The organism is Streptomyces sp. NPDC048111, assembly GCF_043202815.1.
In the GTDB taxonomy this organism is placed as follows: domain Bacteria; phylum Actinomycetota; class Actinomycetes; order Streptomycetales; family Streptomycetaceae; genus Streptomyces.
The window spans coordinates 146,737-161,146 of record NZ_JBIDBD010000011.1 but is presented as its reverse complement, the minus strand read 5'-3'; the positions used below and the strand labels follow the sequence as shown (position 1 = coordinate 161,146).

Below are 14,410 nucleotides of genomic sequence, written 5' to 3'. Positions count from 1 at the left end.
CATGCACCCGTACATGGTCGTAGACGCCTTCGCCAGCGAGCCGCTGCTGGGCAACCCGGTCGCCGTCTTCTTCGACAGCGCGGATCTGAGCGGCGCCACGATGCAGCGCATCGCCAAGGAGATGAACCTCTCCGAGGTCACCTTCGTCCTGCCGGCCGAGCAGGGCGGCGACGCACGGATCAGGATCTTCACCCCGGTCAACGAACTGCCCTTCGCCGGGCACCCGTTGCTCGGCACGGCCTGCGCGCTCGGCCGGACCTGGGGACGCGACAGGCTGCGGCTGGAAACGGCGATGGGCGTCATCCCGTTCGAGCTGGGCTCCCGCGACGGCGCGGCATGGGTGCGGATGGAGCAGCCGGTTCCGGTGGCGAAGCCCTACGAGTTCGCCGCGGACCTGCTGGCCGCGCTCGGGGTCGAAGCGGCGACGGCGCCGGTCGAGATCTACCACAACGGCCCGCGTCACGTCTTCGTCGGACTGCCCGACGTCGAGGCGCTCTCCGCCCTGCACCCGGACCACCGCGCCCTCTCGCGCTTCCCCGACATGGCCGCCAACTGTTTCGCCCCGGCGGGCGACGGCTGGCGCACGCGGATGTTCTCGCCCGCCTACGGCGTGGTCGAGGACGCGGCCACCGGTTCGGCCGCCGGGCCGCTCGCGATCCACCTGGCCCGGCACGGCTTCGCCGAGTACGGGCGGGAGATCACGATCACCCAGGGCGTGGAGATGGGACGCGCGTCGGTCATGAGGGCGATCGCCGAGGGGGTCGGCGAATCGATCCGCTCGGTCCGCGTCGGCGGGCACGCCGTCGTGGTCGCCGAGGGAACGATCAATGTCTAGCGAGGAGTCCTTTCGTGGACGCAAGTGGATTCGAGTCCCTCAGCGGGAAGGTCGACCTCCCCTTCCCGGAGTACGAGCAGCCGCCGTCGCAGCCGCTTCCGCTGGTGCGCGACTGGCTGCGCGAGGCGCGGGAGACGGGGGTCCGCGAGCCCAGCGCGCTGGCACTGGCCACCGCGGACGCGCGTGGCCGCGCCTCCAGCCGGGTGGTCGCCATCACCGAGGTCACCGACCTGGGAGTGGTGTTCACCAGCCACAGCGGCAGCCAGAAAGGACGCGAACTGGCCGAGACGGGCTGGGCGTCGGGGCTGCTGTACTGGAGGGAGACCGGTCAGCAGATCATTCTCTCCGGCCCGGTCGTGCTGCTGTCCGACGCCGAGTGCGACGCCCTGTGGTCCGCCCGGGCGGTTCCGCTGCACGCCATGTCGACGGTCACCCGGCAGAGTGAGCCGCTGGAGGACGTCGAGGCCCTGCGCTCCCGGGCCCGCGCCCTGGAGCTGACCGGTTCGCCGCAGCCCCGGCCGGAGTTCTTCGTCGGCTACCGGCTGGAGCCCGACGTCGTCGAGTTCTGGAGCGCGAGTTCGGACCGGCTGCACCGCAGGCTGCGCTACGACCGCGCCGCGCCCGCCTGGCGTACGAGCCGGCTGCAGCCGTAGTCCGCCCTCCCCGCGGCCCACCGTTCCGGCGCCCGCGTCCCGCGCCGCACCGCTGTCGCCGTGGTCCTCGGAGCCACCCGACTTCTTCCCCGATCCTTCTCCAAGGGAGAGACCTTGTCCTTCACCGCAGAACAGATACTGGACCTTCCGTTCGACGTCCGGCCCGATCCGGACGAGTTCGTCCGCGCCGCCATGGAGTGGCACTTCAATCCCGAGACGGGCTGCGCGTTCTGGCTGGACCGGGCCGCGACGCTCGGCTTCGATCCGCGGGCCGACGTCAAGACGCACGAGGACCTGCGGCTCTTCCCGAACGTGGCCGGTGAGCTCCGTGACGTCCGGGGCGAGGACCTGATTCCCCGGGGCTACGGGCAACGGCCCGACGTGATCGGGTTCTTCGAGAGCGGCGGCACCACCGGCGCCCCCAAGCGGGTCGTGCTGATGCGGGACTGGCTGGACCGCATGGTGGGGTGGAGCAACGCGAACCTCGACCGGCACGGCGTGCCGCGCGGCGCGAACTGGCTGGGCATCATCCCGACCGGGCCGCACGTCGTGGGCGCCCTGTTCCGCCACCACGCCGTGACGCACGGCCGCCACGGCTTCACGATCGACCTCGATCCGCGCTGGGTGAAGCGGCTCATCGCCGAGGGCCGGCGCGACCAGGTCGACGCCTATGCCCAGCACCTCATCGACCAGGCCGCCGACGTGCTGCGGACGCAGGACGTCGGTCTGCTCACCATCACGCCACCGCTGCTGGAACGTCTCGCGCGGGACGAGAAGCTGGTGGCCCTGGTGAACGAGCGGGTGAAGTGCATCAGATGGGGCGGCACGCAGATGGACGCCGACTCACGGCGCATCTTCAAGTCCGAGGTGTTCCCCGAGGTCGCGCTGTGCGGCGAGTACGGCAGCACGATGATCATCGGGGTCGCGGGCGAGCGGGCCGGGATCTCCCTCGACGACCCGTGCGTCTTCGACTCGTTCTCCCCCTACGTGACCTTCGCGGTCGTCGATCCCAAGACCCTGGCGCCGGTGGCCCACGGCGAACGCGGCCGGGTGCTCGTCAACCACGTCAGCAAGTCCTTCCTGCTGCCCAGCAACCTGGAACGCGACCTGGCCACGCGCATCCCGCAGGCCGCGGGCGCGGTCGGGGACGCGGTCGCCGACATCTCCACGGTCGCGGTGTTCGAGGACGAGGACGTCATCGAGGGGGTCTACTGATGATCGACCTCCCCGCGCTCGGCGCGACGGGCGCCTACCGCGCCACCAACCGGCAGACGGTCACCGACGTGACGGGCGCGGCCCTCGCGGAACTGAGCCTCGTGCCTCCGCTGTACGTCAACCGCACCATGGCGGCGCTGCGCCGGGGCGGCCGCATGCCGGCCGACGAACGGGCCGACGCGATGATCCGCGCGGCCACACTGTTCGCGACGGCGACGATCGACGGCCTGAGCGTCGAGGAGTACCAGTACGCGGTCAGCCGAGCCGGCGGAGTCCCGATCTCCTCCGTCGTCGCGGCGACGGGGACGGTCGCCGAGCGGGTGGCGGCGGCGCACGCGAGCGTCCAGTCCGCGCGCCCGCGCGGCTCCGTCGACCACTGGCGCGATCCGCTGACCCGCACCGGGCGTTCGGTGTGGACGCGGCGCGGCGACGTGTTCGCCGTGCACGCGGCGGGCAACCATCCCGGCACCCACAGCATCTGGCCGGAGGCACTGGCGCTGGGCTACCGCGTCGCGGTCCGCCCGTCGAGCCGCGACCCCTTCACCCCGCACCGGCTGGTGACGGCCCTGCGCGAGGCGGGGTTCGCCGACGACCAGGTGGTGCTGCTGCCCACCGACCACGCCGGCGCCGACGCCGTCCTGCGCGGCGCCGACCTGGGAATGGTGTACGGCGGTGAGGAGGTGACCCGCGCGTACGGCGGGGCCGCGACCGTGCTGCCGCAGGGGCCGGGCCGGTCGAAGATCCTCATCACGGCGGACGTGGACTGGCGCGAGCACCTGGACGTGATCGTCGCGTCAGTGAGCGGTCACGGCGGGACCGGATGTGTGAACACGACGGCCGTCTTCGTGGAGGGCGACCCGGCTCCGCTCGCCGAGGCCGTCGCGGCGCGGCTGTCCGCGATGCCCTGTCTGCCGCCCGAGGACGACAAGGCCGTCCTGCCCGTCCAGCCGCTCGCCCTCGCCCGGGCGATCGAGGCGTACCTGCTCAAGAAGGCGGCGGGCACCCGGCCCTGGCTCGGCGGCGACGGCGTCGTGGCCGAACTCGGGGACGGGAGCGCCGCGTTGACGCCGGCCGTGCACCAGCTCGACGACCCGGCCGCGGCGCAGGCGGGGGTCGAGCTGCCGTTCCCCTGCGTGTGGATCGCGCCGTGGACGCGCGAGGCCGGCACGGGCCCGCTGAGGAACACGCTCGTGCTCAACGCGATGACCCACGACACCCCGCTCATCGACCGCCTGCTCGACGAGCCGACCATCAGCAACCTGTACCTGGGGGGCCTGCCCACGTACTGGATGGATCCCTCGGTGCCGCACGACGGCTACCTGGCCGACTTCCTGATGCGGAACAAGGGCGTCGTACGGGACGGACGTCCCCTGCCCGCCGACCGCCCCTGACGGCACACCCCCGACGGCATCTCCCTGCCCGACGGGACCTCCCACGAGAGCGAAAGGGCCCTCCCTTGTCCCACTCTGTCGAACCGGCCGACGTCCTGATAGTCGGCGGCGGGTCGGCCGGCGCCGTGCTCGCCGCGCGCCTGAGCGAGAACCCCGCCCGGCGCGTCGTCCTGCTGGAGGCCGGGCCCGACTACGGGCCCGACCGGTTCCCCACCGCGCTGCTCGACGCCAACCGCATCGCCGATCTCGACCACGACTGGGGCTACACCGCGCGGGGCGGGCGGCTGAGCCCCGAAATCGCCGCTCTGCGCGGCAAGGTGATCGGCGGGAGTTCCGCCGTCAACGCCGGCGCCGCCCTGCGCGCCCGGGCCCGCGACTTCGCCCGCTGGGCCGACAACGGGCTCGACGACTGGAACTACGCCGACGTCCTGCCCTACTTCCGCGCCCTGGAGAACACCCCGACCGGCCAGGACGAGTTCCACGGGCGGAGCGGGCCGATGCCCGTGCGCCAGCTCGCCGACTCCGAGCTGACCCCGGCCCACCGGGGCTTCATCGACGCCGCGGTCGCCCGTGGCCACAAGCGGATCGCCGACTTCAACGCGGCCGAACAGGCCGGCGTCGGTGCCTTCGCCGTCAACGTCCTGGACGGGGTCCGGCAGAACACCGCCCTCGTCTACCTCACCCCCGAGGTGCGCGCCCGCCCGAACCTGACCGTGCACGGCGCCGTCACCGTCGACCGGGTCCTGTTCCGCGGCGGCACTGCGACGGGAGTGGTCACCGCCGAGGGGAGCGTGCACGACGCCGCCGAGGTGGTCCTGTGCGCCGGGACCTACGGAAGCGCCGCGATCCTGCTGCGCTCGGGCATCGGGCCCGCCGGCGACCTCGCGGCGCTCGGCATCCGGCCCCTCGCCGACCTGCCCGTCGGCCGGCACCTCCAGGACCACCCCTTCTTCGCCGCGGTCCACGCACTCGCCCCGGGGCGGTCGGGGATGTCGCCGGCCCTCGGCGCGCTGCTGTGGACCGCCTCCAGCGAGGCCGCGGAGGGCGAACTCGACCTGAACATCGTCGCCGTGCATCCCAACGGGGCCCCGTTCATGCCGCCCGGCGGCGTCCTCGCCCTGTCCACGGCGCTCGTACTGCCCGACGCGCGGGGCACGCTGCGCCTGGCCGACCGCGATCCGCTGTCCCAGCCGCTGATCGACCACAACTACCTGGGCACCGCGCGCGACCGCCGGCGCATGCTCGAAGGCGTACGCACGGCCCGCGACCTGGCCCGCGGCCCGGCGCTCGCGCCCCTGCTCGACGGGCTCTTGGTGCCGGACGAACTACCGGACGACGACGCGGAGTTGCTGCGCATCGTCGAGTCCCACCTGTCCGTCTACGGGCACCCGACCTCCACCGTCCCCATGGGCGCCGCCGATTCGCCCCGGGCCGTCGTCGACGCGCGCGGCGCCGTGCACGGACTGGACGCCCTGCGCGTCGTGGACGCCTCGGTCATCCCGTACGTGCCCTCCAGCGTCACCAACCTCACCACGATCATGCTCGCCGAACGCATCGCCGACCTCGCCTACGGCGGCTGACGCCCCGGGCCCGCGAAAGAACCGCCGCACCCGAGGGGGTGCGGCGGTGGACCTGATGTGATGGGCCGTCAGATGGCGTCCTGGCGGCGCGGGTTGCTGTGCAGGAAGGGACTGCACGTCTTCAAGGTCCGCTGGACGGGACTGGTTTCCAGCATCCGGATGGAGTCCAGCGCGCTCAGCCTGCGGGCCAGGTAGTCGTGCAGTTCGCCGGGGCTCTTGCACAGGACGAGGGCCACCAGGTTGGTCGGGCCGGTGGTGGAGGCGAGGAAGGCCAGCTCCTTGTGCTGGATCATGGTGCTCGCCACTTTGTTGAGGTGCGCGGGAGCAACCGACATCCACAGCAGCGCCTGTGTGGTGATGCCGTACACCTCCGCGCTTATTTCCACGTCGAAGGTGAGCATGCCGCCGGCCTGTAATGCGGCGAGGCGGCGGGTAATCGTCGAGGAGGACTGGCCGGTCTCGGCGGCGAGATCCGTGTAGCTGATACGGCCGTTGTTCTGTAACGCCGCCAGCAGATGCCCGTCGCCCTGGGTCAGGGCCGCGCGCGCTTTGGGCTCCTCGGTGTCGTCCGACACCTCCGGCGCTCGGCGCAGTTGTTCCTGCTGCTCTCTGCTGAGCGCGGTCGTATGTCCCTGCCATGCGGTGGGACCGCCCAGATAGGTGTGCAGCAGGCGGTGCGCCGAGACCTCGGCGATGTTGGCCACCCGGGGGATTTCGCGGAACAGCAGCGTGTGGTGCGCCGCGGAGTTCATCACGAAGCAGATTTCGGTCCCCCCGGACACGAGCCGCACCCAGGTGGTGTCGTCCCGCCGGGCCAGGCTGTACGCCACGCTCTGCGCGGTGCTCGGGCTGGCCGTGAGCCGCAGGATCCACTTCCCGCTCGACGGCTGCCGCGGGTTCACCACCCCGACGACGCGAAGCCCCAGCTCGCTGCTCAGCCGGCCGTAGCGACGGGCGACTGTCTGTGTGGAGACGCCCAGCACTTCGGCGATCCGGCTGAATGGCGCCCGACCGTCAATACGCAGGGCATGAATAATGCAGTGGTCCAATTCATCGACTACGGGGACCGTTGGCTCGGAGAAATCGCCCCCTGGCCGCCTAGGGCCATGGACGCTCAGCAAGGAATGCTCAGCAAGGTTTGCGGCACCAGTTTTCCTTGGATAGCATCAGACAGAACAGGACCTGGTCAATGGACTTGACGGTCGGTGACGGCTTTTTTGCATCACCAGAACGAATGCTTTGCATCACCAGAACGCTGGTGAATTCCATTCCATGATGACGGCCGGCCGGTTCCTGTGATGGATTATGCTGTGCCGGACTCGGCGCGCGAACAGAGAGTCGCAGAGACGCGGTCCGAGGAATACCTGAGCGGTTCGTCCAGCATGCCGGTCTCGGGCACGGGGCCCAGCGACGCCACGGCCCGTCCGCCGCTGCGCTGGTCCGCCGCTCACGGGCGGCGCGTCCTGGTCGGCTCTCCCGAAGGAAAACACCGAAAGGCACGCACCGCACCCCTGCCCGGAAACCTCTTTGCCTTGCACGACCTGACATTCCCCACGGCCCACGCCGACCGATTCGGTAATAGCGCCTGCAGCCTCTGTCATTCCACCAGCCCCCCGACCAGTTTCCTGAACCACTACGGACCATGAGCATCACACGAAGTGAATGTCATCAGGCCGAGAGGAACTTGCCGGGGCCCTGACTCGGCCAGGACTGGGTCGGCAAAATCCACCAGGTTCAATCTTCGGGCGAGTGTACATGTTCCGGCTGTCCCTGGGTATGGGAGTCCGCGACACGACTTCCGCGGGCCGGGTTCCATGGATTGAGTCAAAGATCCGCGTCGGTGATTGCACAATGGTCCGCGGCAAATTGGTCTTGACCACCAGTCGGCGACCGGCCGGCGACCGACGAAGCGGACGGGCGCCGCCGGACATAAGAAAAACCCCAGGTCACGGCGAGTGAGTCCTGGGGTCCTTCTGGAGCCGCCTTCGGGATTCGAACCCGAGACCTACGCATTACGAGTGCGTTGCTCTGGCCAACTGAGCTAAGGCGGCACCGCCCTGCGCACCATGGTGCGAGCAGCAGCGTCGCCAAGTCTACACAGTTTCTGGAGTGCTCCCGACCAGGGCCGGTCGGCGCTCGGGCGGGCTACGAGCAGCGCTTTCCCTTGGCGGGCGGGGTGCCGTCGAGGAGGAAGGTGTTGATCGCGGTGTCGATGCAGTCGCTGCCGCGGCCGTACGCGGTGTGGCCGTCGCCCTCGTAGGTGAGCAGCGTGCCCGAGGAGAGCTGGGCGGCGAGGGACTGGGCCCACTTGTACGGGGTCGCCGGGTCGCGGGTGGTGCCGACGACCAGGATCGGGGCGGCGCCCTTCGCCTCGATGCGGTGCGGTGCGCCGGTGGCCTTCACCGGCCAGTACGTGCAGTTCAGCCCGGACCAGGCGAAGCCGTCGCCGAACACCGGGGAGGCCTTCTCGAAGGACGGCAGGACGGCGGTCACCTCGCCGGTCCCGCTGAAGGAGGGTGGCAGGTCGAGGCAGTTCACGGCGGCGTTGGCGAACATCAGGTTCGCGTACTTCCCGGCGGCGTCCCGCTCGTAGTACGAGTCCGCCAGGGTCAGCAGGCCGGAGCCGTCGCCGTCCATGGCGCGGGTCAGGGCCGTGCGCAGCTCGGGCCACGCGCTCTCGTCGTACATCGCGGCGATCACCCCCGTGGTCGCCAGGGCCTCGCCGAGCTGACGGCTCTGGCCGGTGGGGACCGGCTTGGCGTCGGTCGCCTTGAAGAACCTCCGCAGCCGGTCCGAGGCGTCCGCCACGGACTCGGTGCCCAGCGGGCAGCCCTTCTGCTTGACGCAGTCCGCGGCGAACGACGTGAAGGCGGTCTCGAAGCCCGCCGTCTGGTCGCGGTTCATGTCCAGCGACGACAGCGAGGGGTCCATCGCACCGTCCAGGACGAGCCGCCCCGTGCGCGACGGGAAGAGCTCGGCGTACGTCGCCCCGAGGAACGTGCCGTACGAGGCACCGACGTAGTACAGCTTCCGGTCGCCCAGCACCCCGCGCAGGACGTCCATGTCGCGGGCCGCCTCGACCGTCGAGACGTGGGGCAGGATCTTCGCGGACTTGGCCCGGCAGCCGTTGGCGAAGTCCTTGAACGCCTGGGCCAGCGCGGCCTGTTCGGCCGGGTCGTCGGGGGTCTGGTCGACCTGCGTGTACGCGTCCATCTGCGGACCCGTCAGGCATTCGACGGGCTCGCTGCGGGCCACGCCGCGCGGGTCGACGGCCACCATGTCGTAGCGGGCCCGCACCGGCGCGGGATAGCCGATGCCCGCGTACGACTGGAGGTAGCCCACCGCGGAGCCGCCCGGGCCTCCCGGGTTCACCAGGAGCGAGCCGATGCGCTTGCCCGGGCCGGTCGCCTTCACCCGGGCGACGGCCAGGTCGACCGAGGGGCCGTCGGGTTTCGCGTAGTCGAGCGGCGCCTTCATCGTGGCGCACTCGAACTTGGCCACGCCGCAGGCCCGCCAGCTCAGCTTCTGCGCGTAGTACGGGGCGAGGGCCCTGGGCGTCGCGGCGCCGGAGGGGCCCGCCTGGTCGGCGCCGCGCGCGGACGCCGAGGTGGACGAACTGCCCGACGAGCAGCCGGAGATGAGCAGGCCGGCCGTCGCGGCGGCGATGGCTGAGGTACGAAGCAGGCGCCTTGGGTCCATCTGCGGAGCGTATCCGCCCGGTGACGCGAAGTACGCGGTGCGCGACCGCGCGGCTCGTACGGGTGAGGCCGGTCAACCCCGCCCGCCCTTCCTGCGCCGCCCCCTACCCCGCGCGCAAGGACAGCGTCATCGCCTCCATCGCGAGGAGCGGCGCCACGTTGCGGTCCAGGGCGTCGCGGCAGGCGAGGATCGATTCGATGCGGCGCAGGGTGCGCTCGGGGGCGGAGGCGCGGGCCACCCGGTCCACCGCGTCCCGTACGTCCTCGTTGGCCAGTGCCACGCCCGTGCCCAACTGCAGGGCCAGGACGTCGCGGTAGAAGCCGGTCAGCTCGCTCAGCGCCAGGTCCAGGCTGTCGCGCTGGGTGCGGGTCTTGCGGCGCTTCTGCTTGTCCTCCAGCTCCTTCATCACGCCGGCGGTGCCGCGCGGCATGCGGCCCCCGGCGACCTGGCCCATCGCGGCCTTGAGGTCCTCGGTCTCCTTGACGTCGACCTCCTCGGCCATCTGCTTGGCGTCCTCCGCCGCGGTGTCGACGAGTTCCTGGGCCGCCTTGAGGCAGCCGCCCACGTCGTCCACCCGCAGCGGCACCTTCAGGACCGCGGCTCTGCGGGCGCGGGCCGCGCTGTCGGTGGCCAGGCGGCGGGCCCGCTCGATGTGGCCCTGGGTGGCGCGGGCGGCGGCGTACGCGATGTCGGGTTCTACGCCGTCACGCCGGATCAGTACGTCGGCGACGGCTTCCACCGGCGGGGTGCGCAGGGTCAGATGGCGGCAGCGGGACTTGATGGTGGGCAGCACGTCCTCGAGGGAGGGCGCGCACAGCAGCCACACCGTGCGGGGGGCGGGCTCCTCGACGGCCTTGAGGACGGCGTTGGCCGCCTGCTCGGTGAACCGGTCGGCGTCCTCGACGATGATCACCTGCCAGCGCCCGCCGGAGGGCGACATCTGGGCGCCGCGCACCAGCTCGCGGGTCTGCTTGACGCCGACGGTGAGGCCCTCGGTGGTGATGACCGTGACATCGGCGTGCGTGCCGATCAGGGCCGTGTGACAGCCGTCGCAGAAGCCGCAGCCGGGTGCGCCGCCCAGCGCGCGATCCGGGCTCACGCACTGGAGGGCGGCGGCGAAGGCGCGGGCCGCGGCGGGGCCGCCCGAGCCGGGGGGCCCGGTGAACAGCCAGGCGTGCGTCATCTTCGAGGCCTCGGGGCGCGGCTCGCCGGAACGCTCGGCGGTGACCAGCGCATCGGCGTCCCGGGCGGCGGCGCCCAGCTGCTCCTGCACCTTTTCCTGGCCCACCAGGTCGTCCCACACGGCCATCTTCTGCCCCTTCGTCCCTCCGGTGACTGCTGCGCCGTCCGGTGCCTGCTCTGCTTCCCGGTGCCTGCCGGCTTTCCGCTGACTGCTGCGCTTCCGCTGACCGCTGTGCTTCCGGTGACTGCTCTGCCCCATTGTGCGGCACCCCACTGACAGCGGGCGCCCGCGTTCCCGGCGCCCGAGCGGTGCCCGGGCACACCACAACTCTAGGGAAGCGCGGGCCCGGAAACGATCGTGCCTGCACGCAGATGGCTCTGCGTACAGGCACGAAGCGGGGAGCTTCGGACAGCCCCACCCGGGGTCAGCGCTTGCGCCGGCCTCCGCGCTGGTCGTCGTCCTCGTCGTCGCGCGGGCCGAGCAGTTCGTCGGCGAGCGACGGCAGGTCGTCCAGCGGGGTCTCCTCCGCCCAGTCCGAGCGGCGGCGCCGGCGTTCCTGGCCGGTGGCCGGGTCGATCTGGGGCAGTTCGCGGGTGCGCTCGTTGCCGCCCTCGGCCTGGTGTCCGGCGTCCCGCTCGTCGCGGAAGAGGCCCGGCGGCATCCGGTCGGCGGGGTCGGTTCCGCGCACCGGCGGCAGCACCGCGGTCTCGTCGGCGGCCCGGGCGTCCCGCGCGGCGTCCCCCGCGGAGGGCCGGCCGGCCCGGCCGGTGTCCCGTACCGAGGGCAGGACCGTCGTCTCGTCGGCGTCCGGGGTGCGGCCCCGGCCGGCCCCCGTCGCCGGCGCCTCGGGCACCGGCACGGGCTGGGTGACCTCGTTGGGCTCGGCCACCGGAGCGGGTTCGGCCACCGGAACGGGCTGGGTGACCTCGTTCGGGCTGATGAGCGGGGTCGTCACCGTGGTCTCCGAGTCGGTGTCGGACGGCGCGGCAGAGGCCGCGCCCCCGCCCGGGCCGGCGGGTCGCTCGGTGCTGACGGTGCGGTCGGTGCGCTCGGCACCGGCCGAACCGGCGGGCCGGGCAGCCCCCGTCGACCGGCTCGATCCGCTCGGGCTGCTCGAACCAGTGGAGCCGAGCGCCCCGGACGCGCTGCCCGCCGCGGCCCCCGCCTGCTTGGCGGCGGCCTCCTTCGCGGCGGCGACCGCCGCGGCCTCCGCCAGACGGCGGGCCTCCTCCGCGCGCAGCAACGCCTCCTCGGCCCTGCGCTGCTTCTCCAGGCGGCGGGTCTCCGCCTCGGCGCGCAGCCGGGCCTCCTCCTCGGCCTGCTGGCGCAGCCGCTCCTGCTCGGCGGCGCGCGCCTTCTCCTCGGCCTCGCGCCGGACGCGCTCCTCCTCGGCGAGGCGCTCGGCCTCCTCGGCCCGCTGCCGGGCCTCCTCCGCCTGGCGCTCCTCCTCGCGGCGGCGGGCCTCCTCCAGCTCGCGCCGCTTGCGCTCCTCCTCCTCGGCGCGCAGCTTGGCGAGCTGCTCCTGGCGCTCGCGCTCCAGCCGCTCCTCCTCGGCCTTGCGCGCGGCCTCTTCCTCGGCGCGCTTGCGGGCCTCTTCCTCGGCCTTCCTGCGCGCCTCCTCCTGGGCCTTGATCTCGGCCTCGGAGAGCGGCAGCATCCGGTCGAGCCGGTGGCGTACGACGGTGGTGACGGCCTCGGGCTCCTGGCCCGCGTCGACCACCAGGTAGCGCGCGGGGTCGGCGGCGGCCAGGGTGAGGAACCCGGACCTGACCCGGCCGTGGAACTCCGGCGGCTCCGACTCCAGGCGGTCCGGCGCCTCGGTGAACCGCTCGCGCGCGGTTTCGGGCGCGACGTCGAGCAGCACGGTCAGATGGGGGACCAGGCCGCCCGTGGCCCAGCGGTTGATCCGGGCGATCTCGGTCGGGGACAGGTCGCGGCCCGCGCCTTGGTAGGCCACGGACGAGTCGATGTATCGGTCCGAGATGACGATCGCGCCCCGCTCCAGGGCGGGCCGTACCAGCGAGTCGACGTGCTCGGCGCGGTCGGCCGCGTACAGCAGGGCCTCGGCCCGGTTGGACAGCCCGGCCGACGACACGTCGAGCAGGATCGAGCGCAGCCGCTTGCCCATGGGCGTGGCGCCGGGCTCGCGGGTGACCACGACCTCGTGGCCCTTGGCCCTGATCCACTGGGCGAGGGCCTCGGCCTGGGTGGACTTGCCGGCGCCGTCGCCGCCCTCGAGGGCGATGAAGAAGCCGGTCGCGGCGGGGGCCTGCGCCGGGTCGGCCCCGCGCAGCGCGTCGGCCAGGTCGCGCCGCAGCGGCACGCCCTGGCGGTCGTCGGCCTTGGCGAGGACGACCGCGCCGACGGGCAGCAGCAGCGCGCCGACCAGCATCAGGGTGAAGCCGGCGCCGCCGTGCGCGAAGACGAACGAGCCCGACTCGACGCGGTGGCTGCCGATGGCCGCGGCGAGCAGCGGGGCGACGATGGCGCCGAGCCCGATCGCGACCCGGGCGACGGCCTGGAGGTGCTCGGTGGTGCGGGCCCTGCGGTACTCCTCGGTCTCCTGGTCGATCAGTACGTGTCCGGTGCCGGCCGCGACACCGGCGGCGGTGCCCGCGAGCAGCGCGATGAACAGCACGGTCGCGAGGTCGGGCACGAGACCTATGGCGAGCAGGGCGACGCCGGTGACGGCGATGGCGAGCGAGAGCAGCCGCCGCCGCGAGAGCACCGGCAGGATCGCGCCCGCGGTGCGGATGCCGAGCACCGTGCCGCCGGTGAGGGCGAGGACGAGCAGGGCGAACGCGGCCGGGCCGCCGCCCAGGTCCACGGCGTGCAGCACGGCGACGGATGCGGCCGCGGCGATGGCGGCGGCGACCGACGCGCAGGCGAGGACGAGCAGCGGAAGCGATCCGGTACGCCCCTTGTCGGGGCCGCTGCCGGCGCTGGGCCTGCGCAGTCCCTCCAGCGGCGAGCGGGCGCGGGGGGTCTGGGTGGCGGGGAGTTCGAGCAGGGCGACCACGGAGATGGACGCGGCGAAGAGCCCGGCGGCCAGGTAGGAGGCGAGGGCGGCCTGGTGCAGTTTGAACCAGTCGACGCCGGTGCCGAGCAGGTTGCTGATGAGGGCGGCGACGAGCAGGGCGAGTGCGCCCAGCGGCACGGCGACGAAGGCCGTGCGCAGCGACAGCCTGCGCAGCGCGTCGAGGTGGTCGGGCAACGGCCGTACGGCGGCGCCCTCCAGGGGTGGCGCGGGCAGCAGGGCCGGGGCGGCGCTCTCCTTGGCGACCGTCCAGAACCGTTCGGCGACGCCGGTCAGGAAGGCGGTGACGAGGATGAGGAGCAGGGCGTTGCGGGGCGTCCAGTCGATCCACAGCGGCGCGACGATCAGCAGCGCGGCGCGTACGCCGTCGGCCCCGACCATGGTCCAGCGCCGGTCGAGCGGTCCGCCCGGCGCGGTCAGCGCGGAGACCGGGCCGAGCAGCGCGGCGCCGAAGAGCACCGTCGCCAGGGCCCGGGCGCCGAGCACCGCGGCGACCGCGAACGCGGCACCCCGATAACCACCGCCGAACGACTGTTGCTGCATCGCGGCCTGCAACGCCAGCAGCAGCGTGACCAGAACGGCGAGCGTGTCACCGATCTGGCCGACGAGCTGGGCGCTCCACAGCCGCCGCAGCGGGGGGATGCGCAGCAGGGCGCGCACGGCGCGCTCGCGTGAGTCTGCGGCTAGGGCGTCGGAGGTGGGGCTCACGTCCGTTGGCTGCTCGGCTCCTCGCGTCATCCGCCCAGCCTATCCGGAGCCCGCCGGTCCTTGCGGGGGTGCCCGAACATATGGACGGGCGCAACCACCCGTGCTCCGG

9 protein-coding genes and 1 tRNA gene are annotated in these 14,410 nt (G+C 72.7%); 5 read left to right on the top strand and 5 right to left on the bottom strand.

The window, feature by feature from the left end; genetic code table 11:
- Position 1: 1 nt before the first annotated feature.
- The 5 genes from ACGF3I_RS19955 to ACGF3I_RS19935 all read left to right on the top strand — a co-directional run bounded on the left by ACGF3I_RS19955 (position 2) and on the right by ACGF3I_RS19935 (position 5,674).
- Positions 2–835, top strand: a complete 834-nt coding sequence (locus ACGF3I_RS19955) for a PhzF family phenazine biosynthesis protein (protein ID WP_393133786.1) — start codon at positions 2–4, stop codon at positions 833–835.
- Between the two features lie 14 nt (positions 836–849).
- Positions 850–1,488, top strand: a complete 639-nt coding sequence (gene phzG, locus ACGF3I_RS19950; RefSeq protein ID WP_393133784.1) for a phenazine biosynthesis FMN-dependent oxidase PhzG — start codon at positions 850–852, stop codon at positions 1,486–1,488.
- Between the two features lie 114 nt (positions 1,489–1,602).
- Positions 1,603–2,703 (top strand): phenazine antibiotic biosynthesis protein, encoded by a 1,101-nt coding sequence (locus ACGF3I_RS19945; RefSeq protein ID WP_393133782.1) that lies wholly within the window; start codon positions 1,603–1,605, stop codon positions 2,701–2,703.
- A complete protein-coding gene (locus ACGF3I_RS19940) occupies positions 2,703–4,094 on the top strand; it encodes an aldehyde dehydrogenase family protein (protein ID WP_393133780.1) in 1,392 nt (463 codons plus the stop codon). Before ACGF3I_RS19945 ends, ACGF3I_RS19940 begins: the two co-directional genes overlap by 1 nt.
- Before the next feature lie 65 nt (positions 4,095–4,159).
- Complete coding sequence (locus tag ACGF3I_RS19935) at positions 4,160–5,674, top strand: GMC family oxidoreductase (RefSeq protein WP_393133778.1); 1,515 nt, start codon at positions 4,160–4,162, stop codon at positions 5,672–5,674.
- A gap of 68 nt (positions 5,675–5,742) precedes the next feature.
- Here the strand turns inward: ACGF3I_RS19935 and ACGF3I_RS19930 are convergent, their stop codons facing one another.
- From ACGF3I_RS19930 to tmk, 5 genes are all read right to left on the bottom strand, one after another.
- The gene (locus ACGF3I_RS19930) at positions 5,743–6,723 is read right to left on the bottom strand and encodes an Lrp/AsnC family transcriptional regulator (RefSeq protein ID WP_393133776.1); all 981 of its coding nucleotides are present in this window, start codon (positions 6,721–6,723) and stop codon (positions 5,743–5,745) included.
- Between the two features lie 925 nt (positions 6,724–7,648).
- A tRNA-Thr gene (locus tag ACGF3I_RS19925) sits at positions 7,649–7,725 on the bottom strand.
- Between the two features lie 94 nt (positions 7,726–7,819).
- The gene (locus ACGF3I_RS19920; RefSeq protein ID WP_393133774.1) at positions 7,820–9,373 is read right to left on the bottom strand and encodes an alpha/beta hydrolase; all 1,554 of its coding nucleotides are present in this window, start codon (positions 9,371–9,373) and stop codon (positions 7,820–7,822) included.
- Positions 9,374–9,476: 103 nt separating this feature from the next.
- Positions 9,477–10,682: a DNA polymerase III subunit delta' gene (locus ACGF3I_RS19915; protein ID WP_393133772.1), complete on the bottom strand. Its 1,206-nt coding sequence runs from the start codon at positions 10,680–10,682 to the stop codon at positions 9,477–9,479.
- Between the two features lie 298 nt (positions 10,683–10,980).
- The gene (gene tmk, locus ACGF3I_RS19910) at positions 10,981–14,331 is read right to left on the bottom strand and encodes a dTMP kinase (protein ID WP_393133770.1); all 3,351 of its coding nucleotides are present in this window, start codon (positions 14,329–14,331) and stop codon (positions 10,981–10,983) included.
- Positions 14,332–14,410 lie beyond the last annotated feature (79 nt).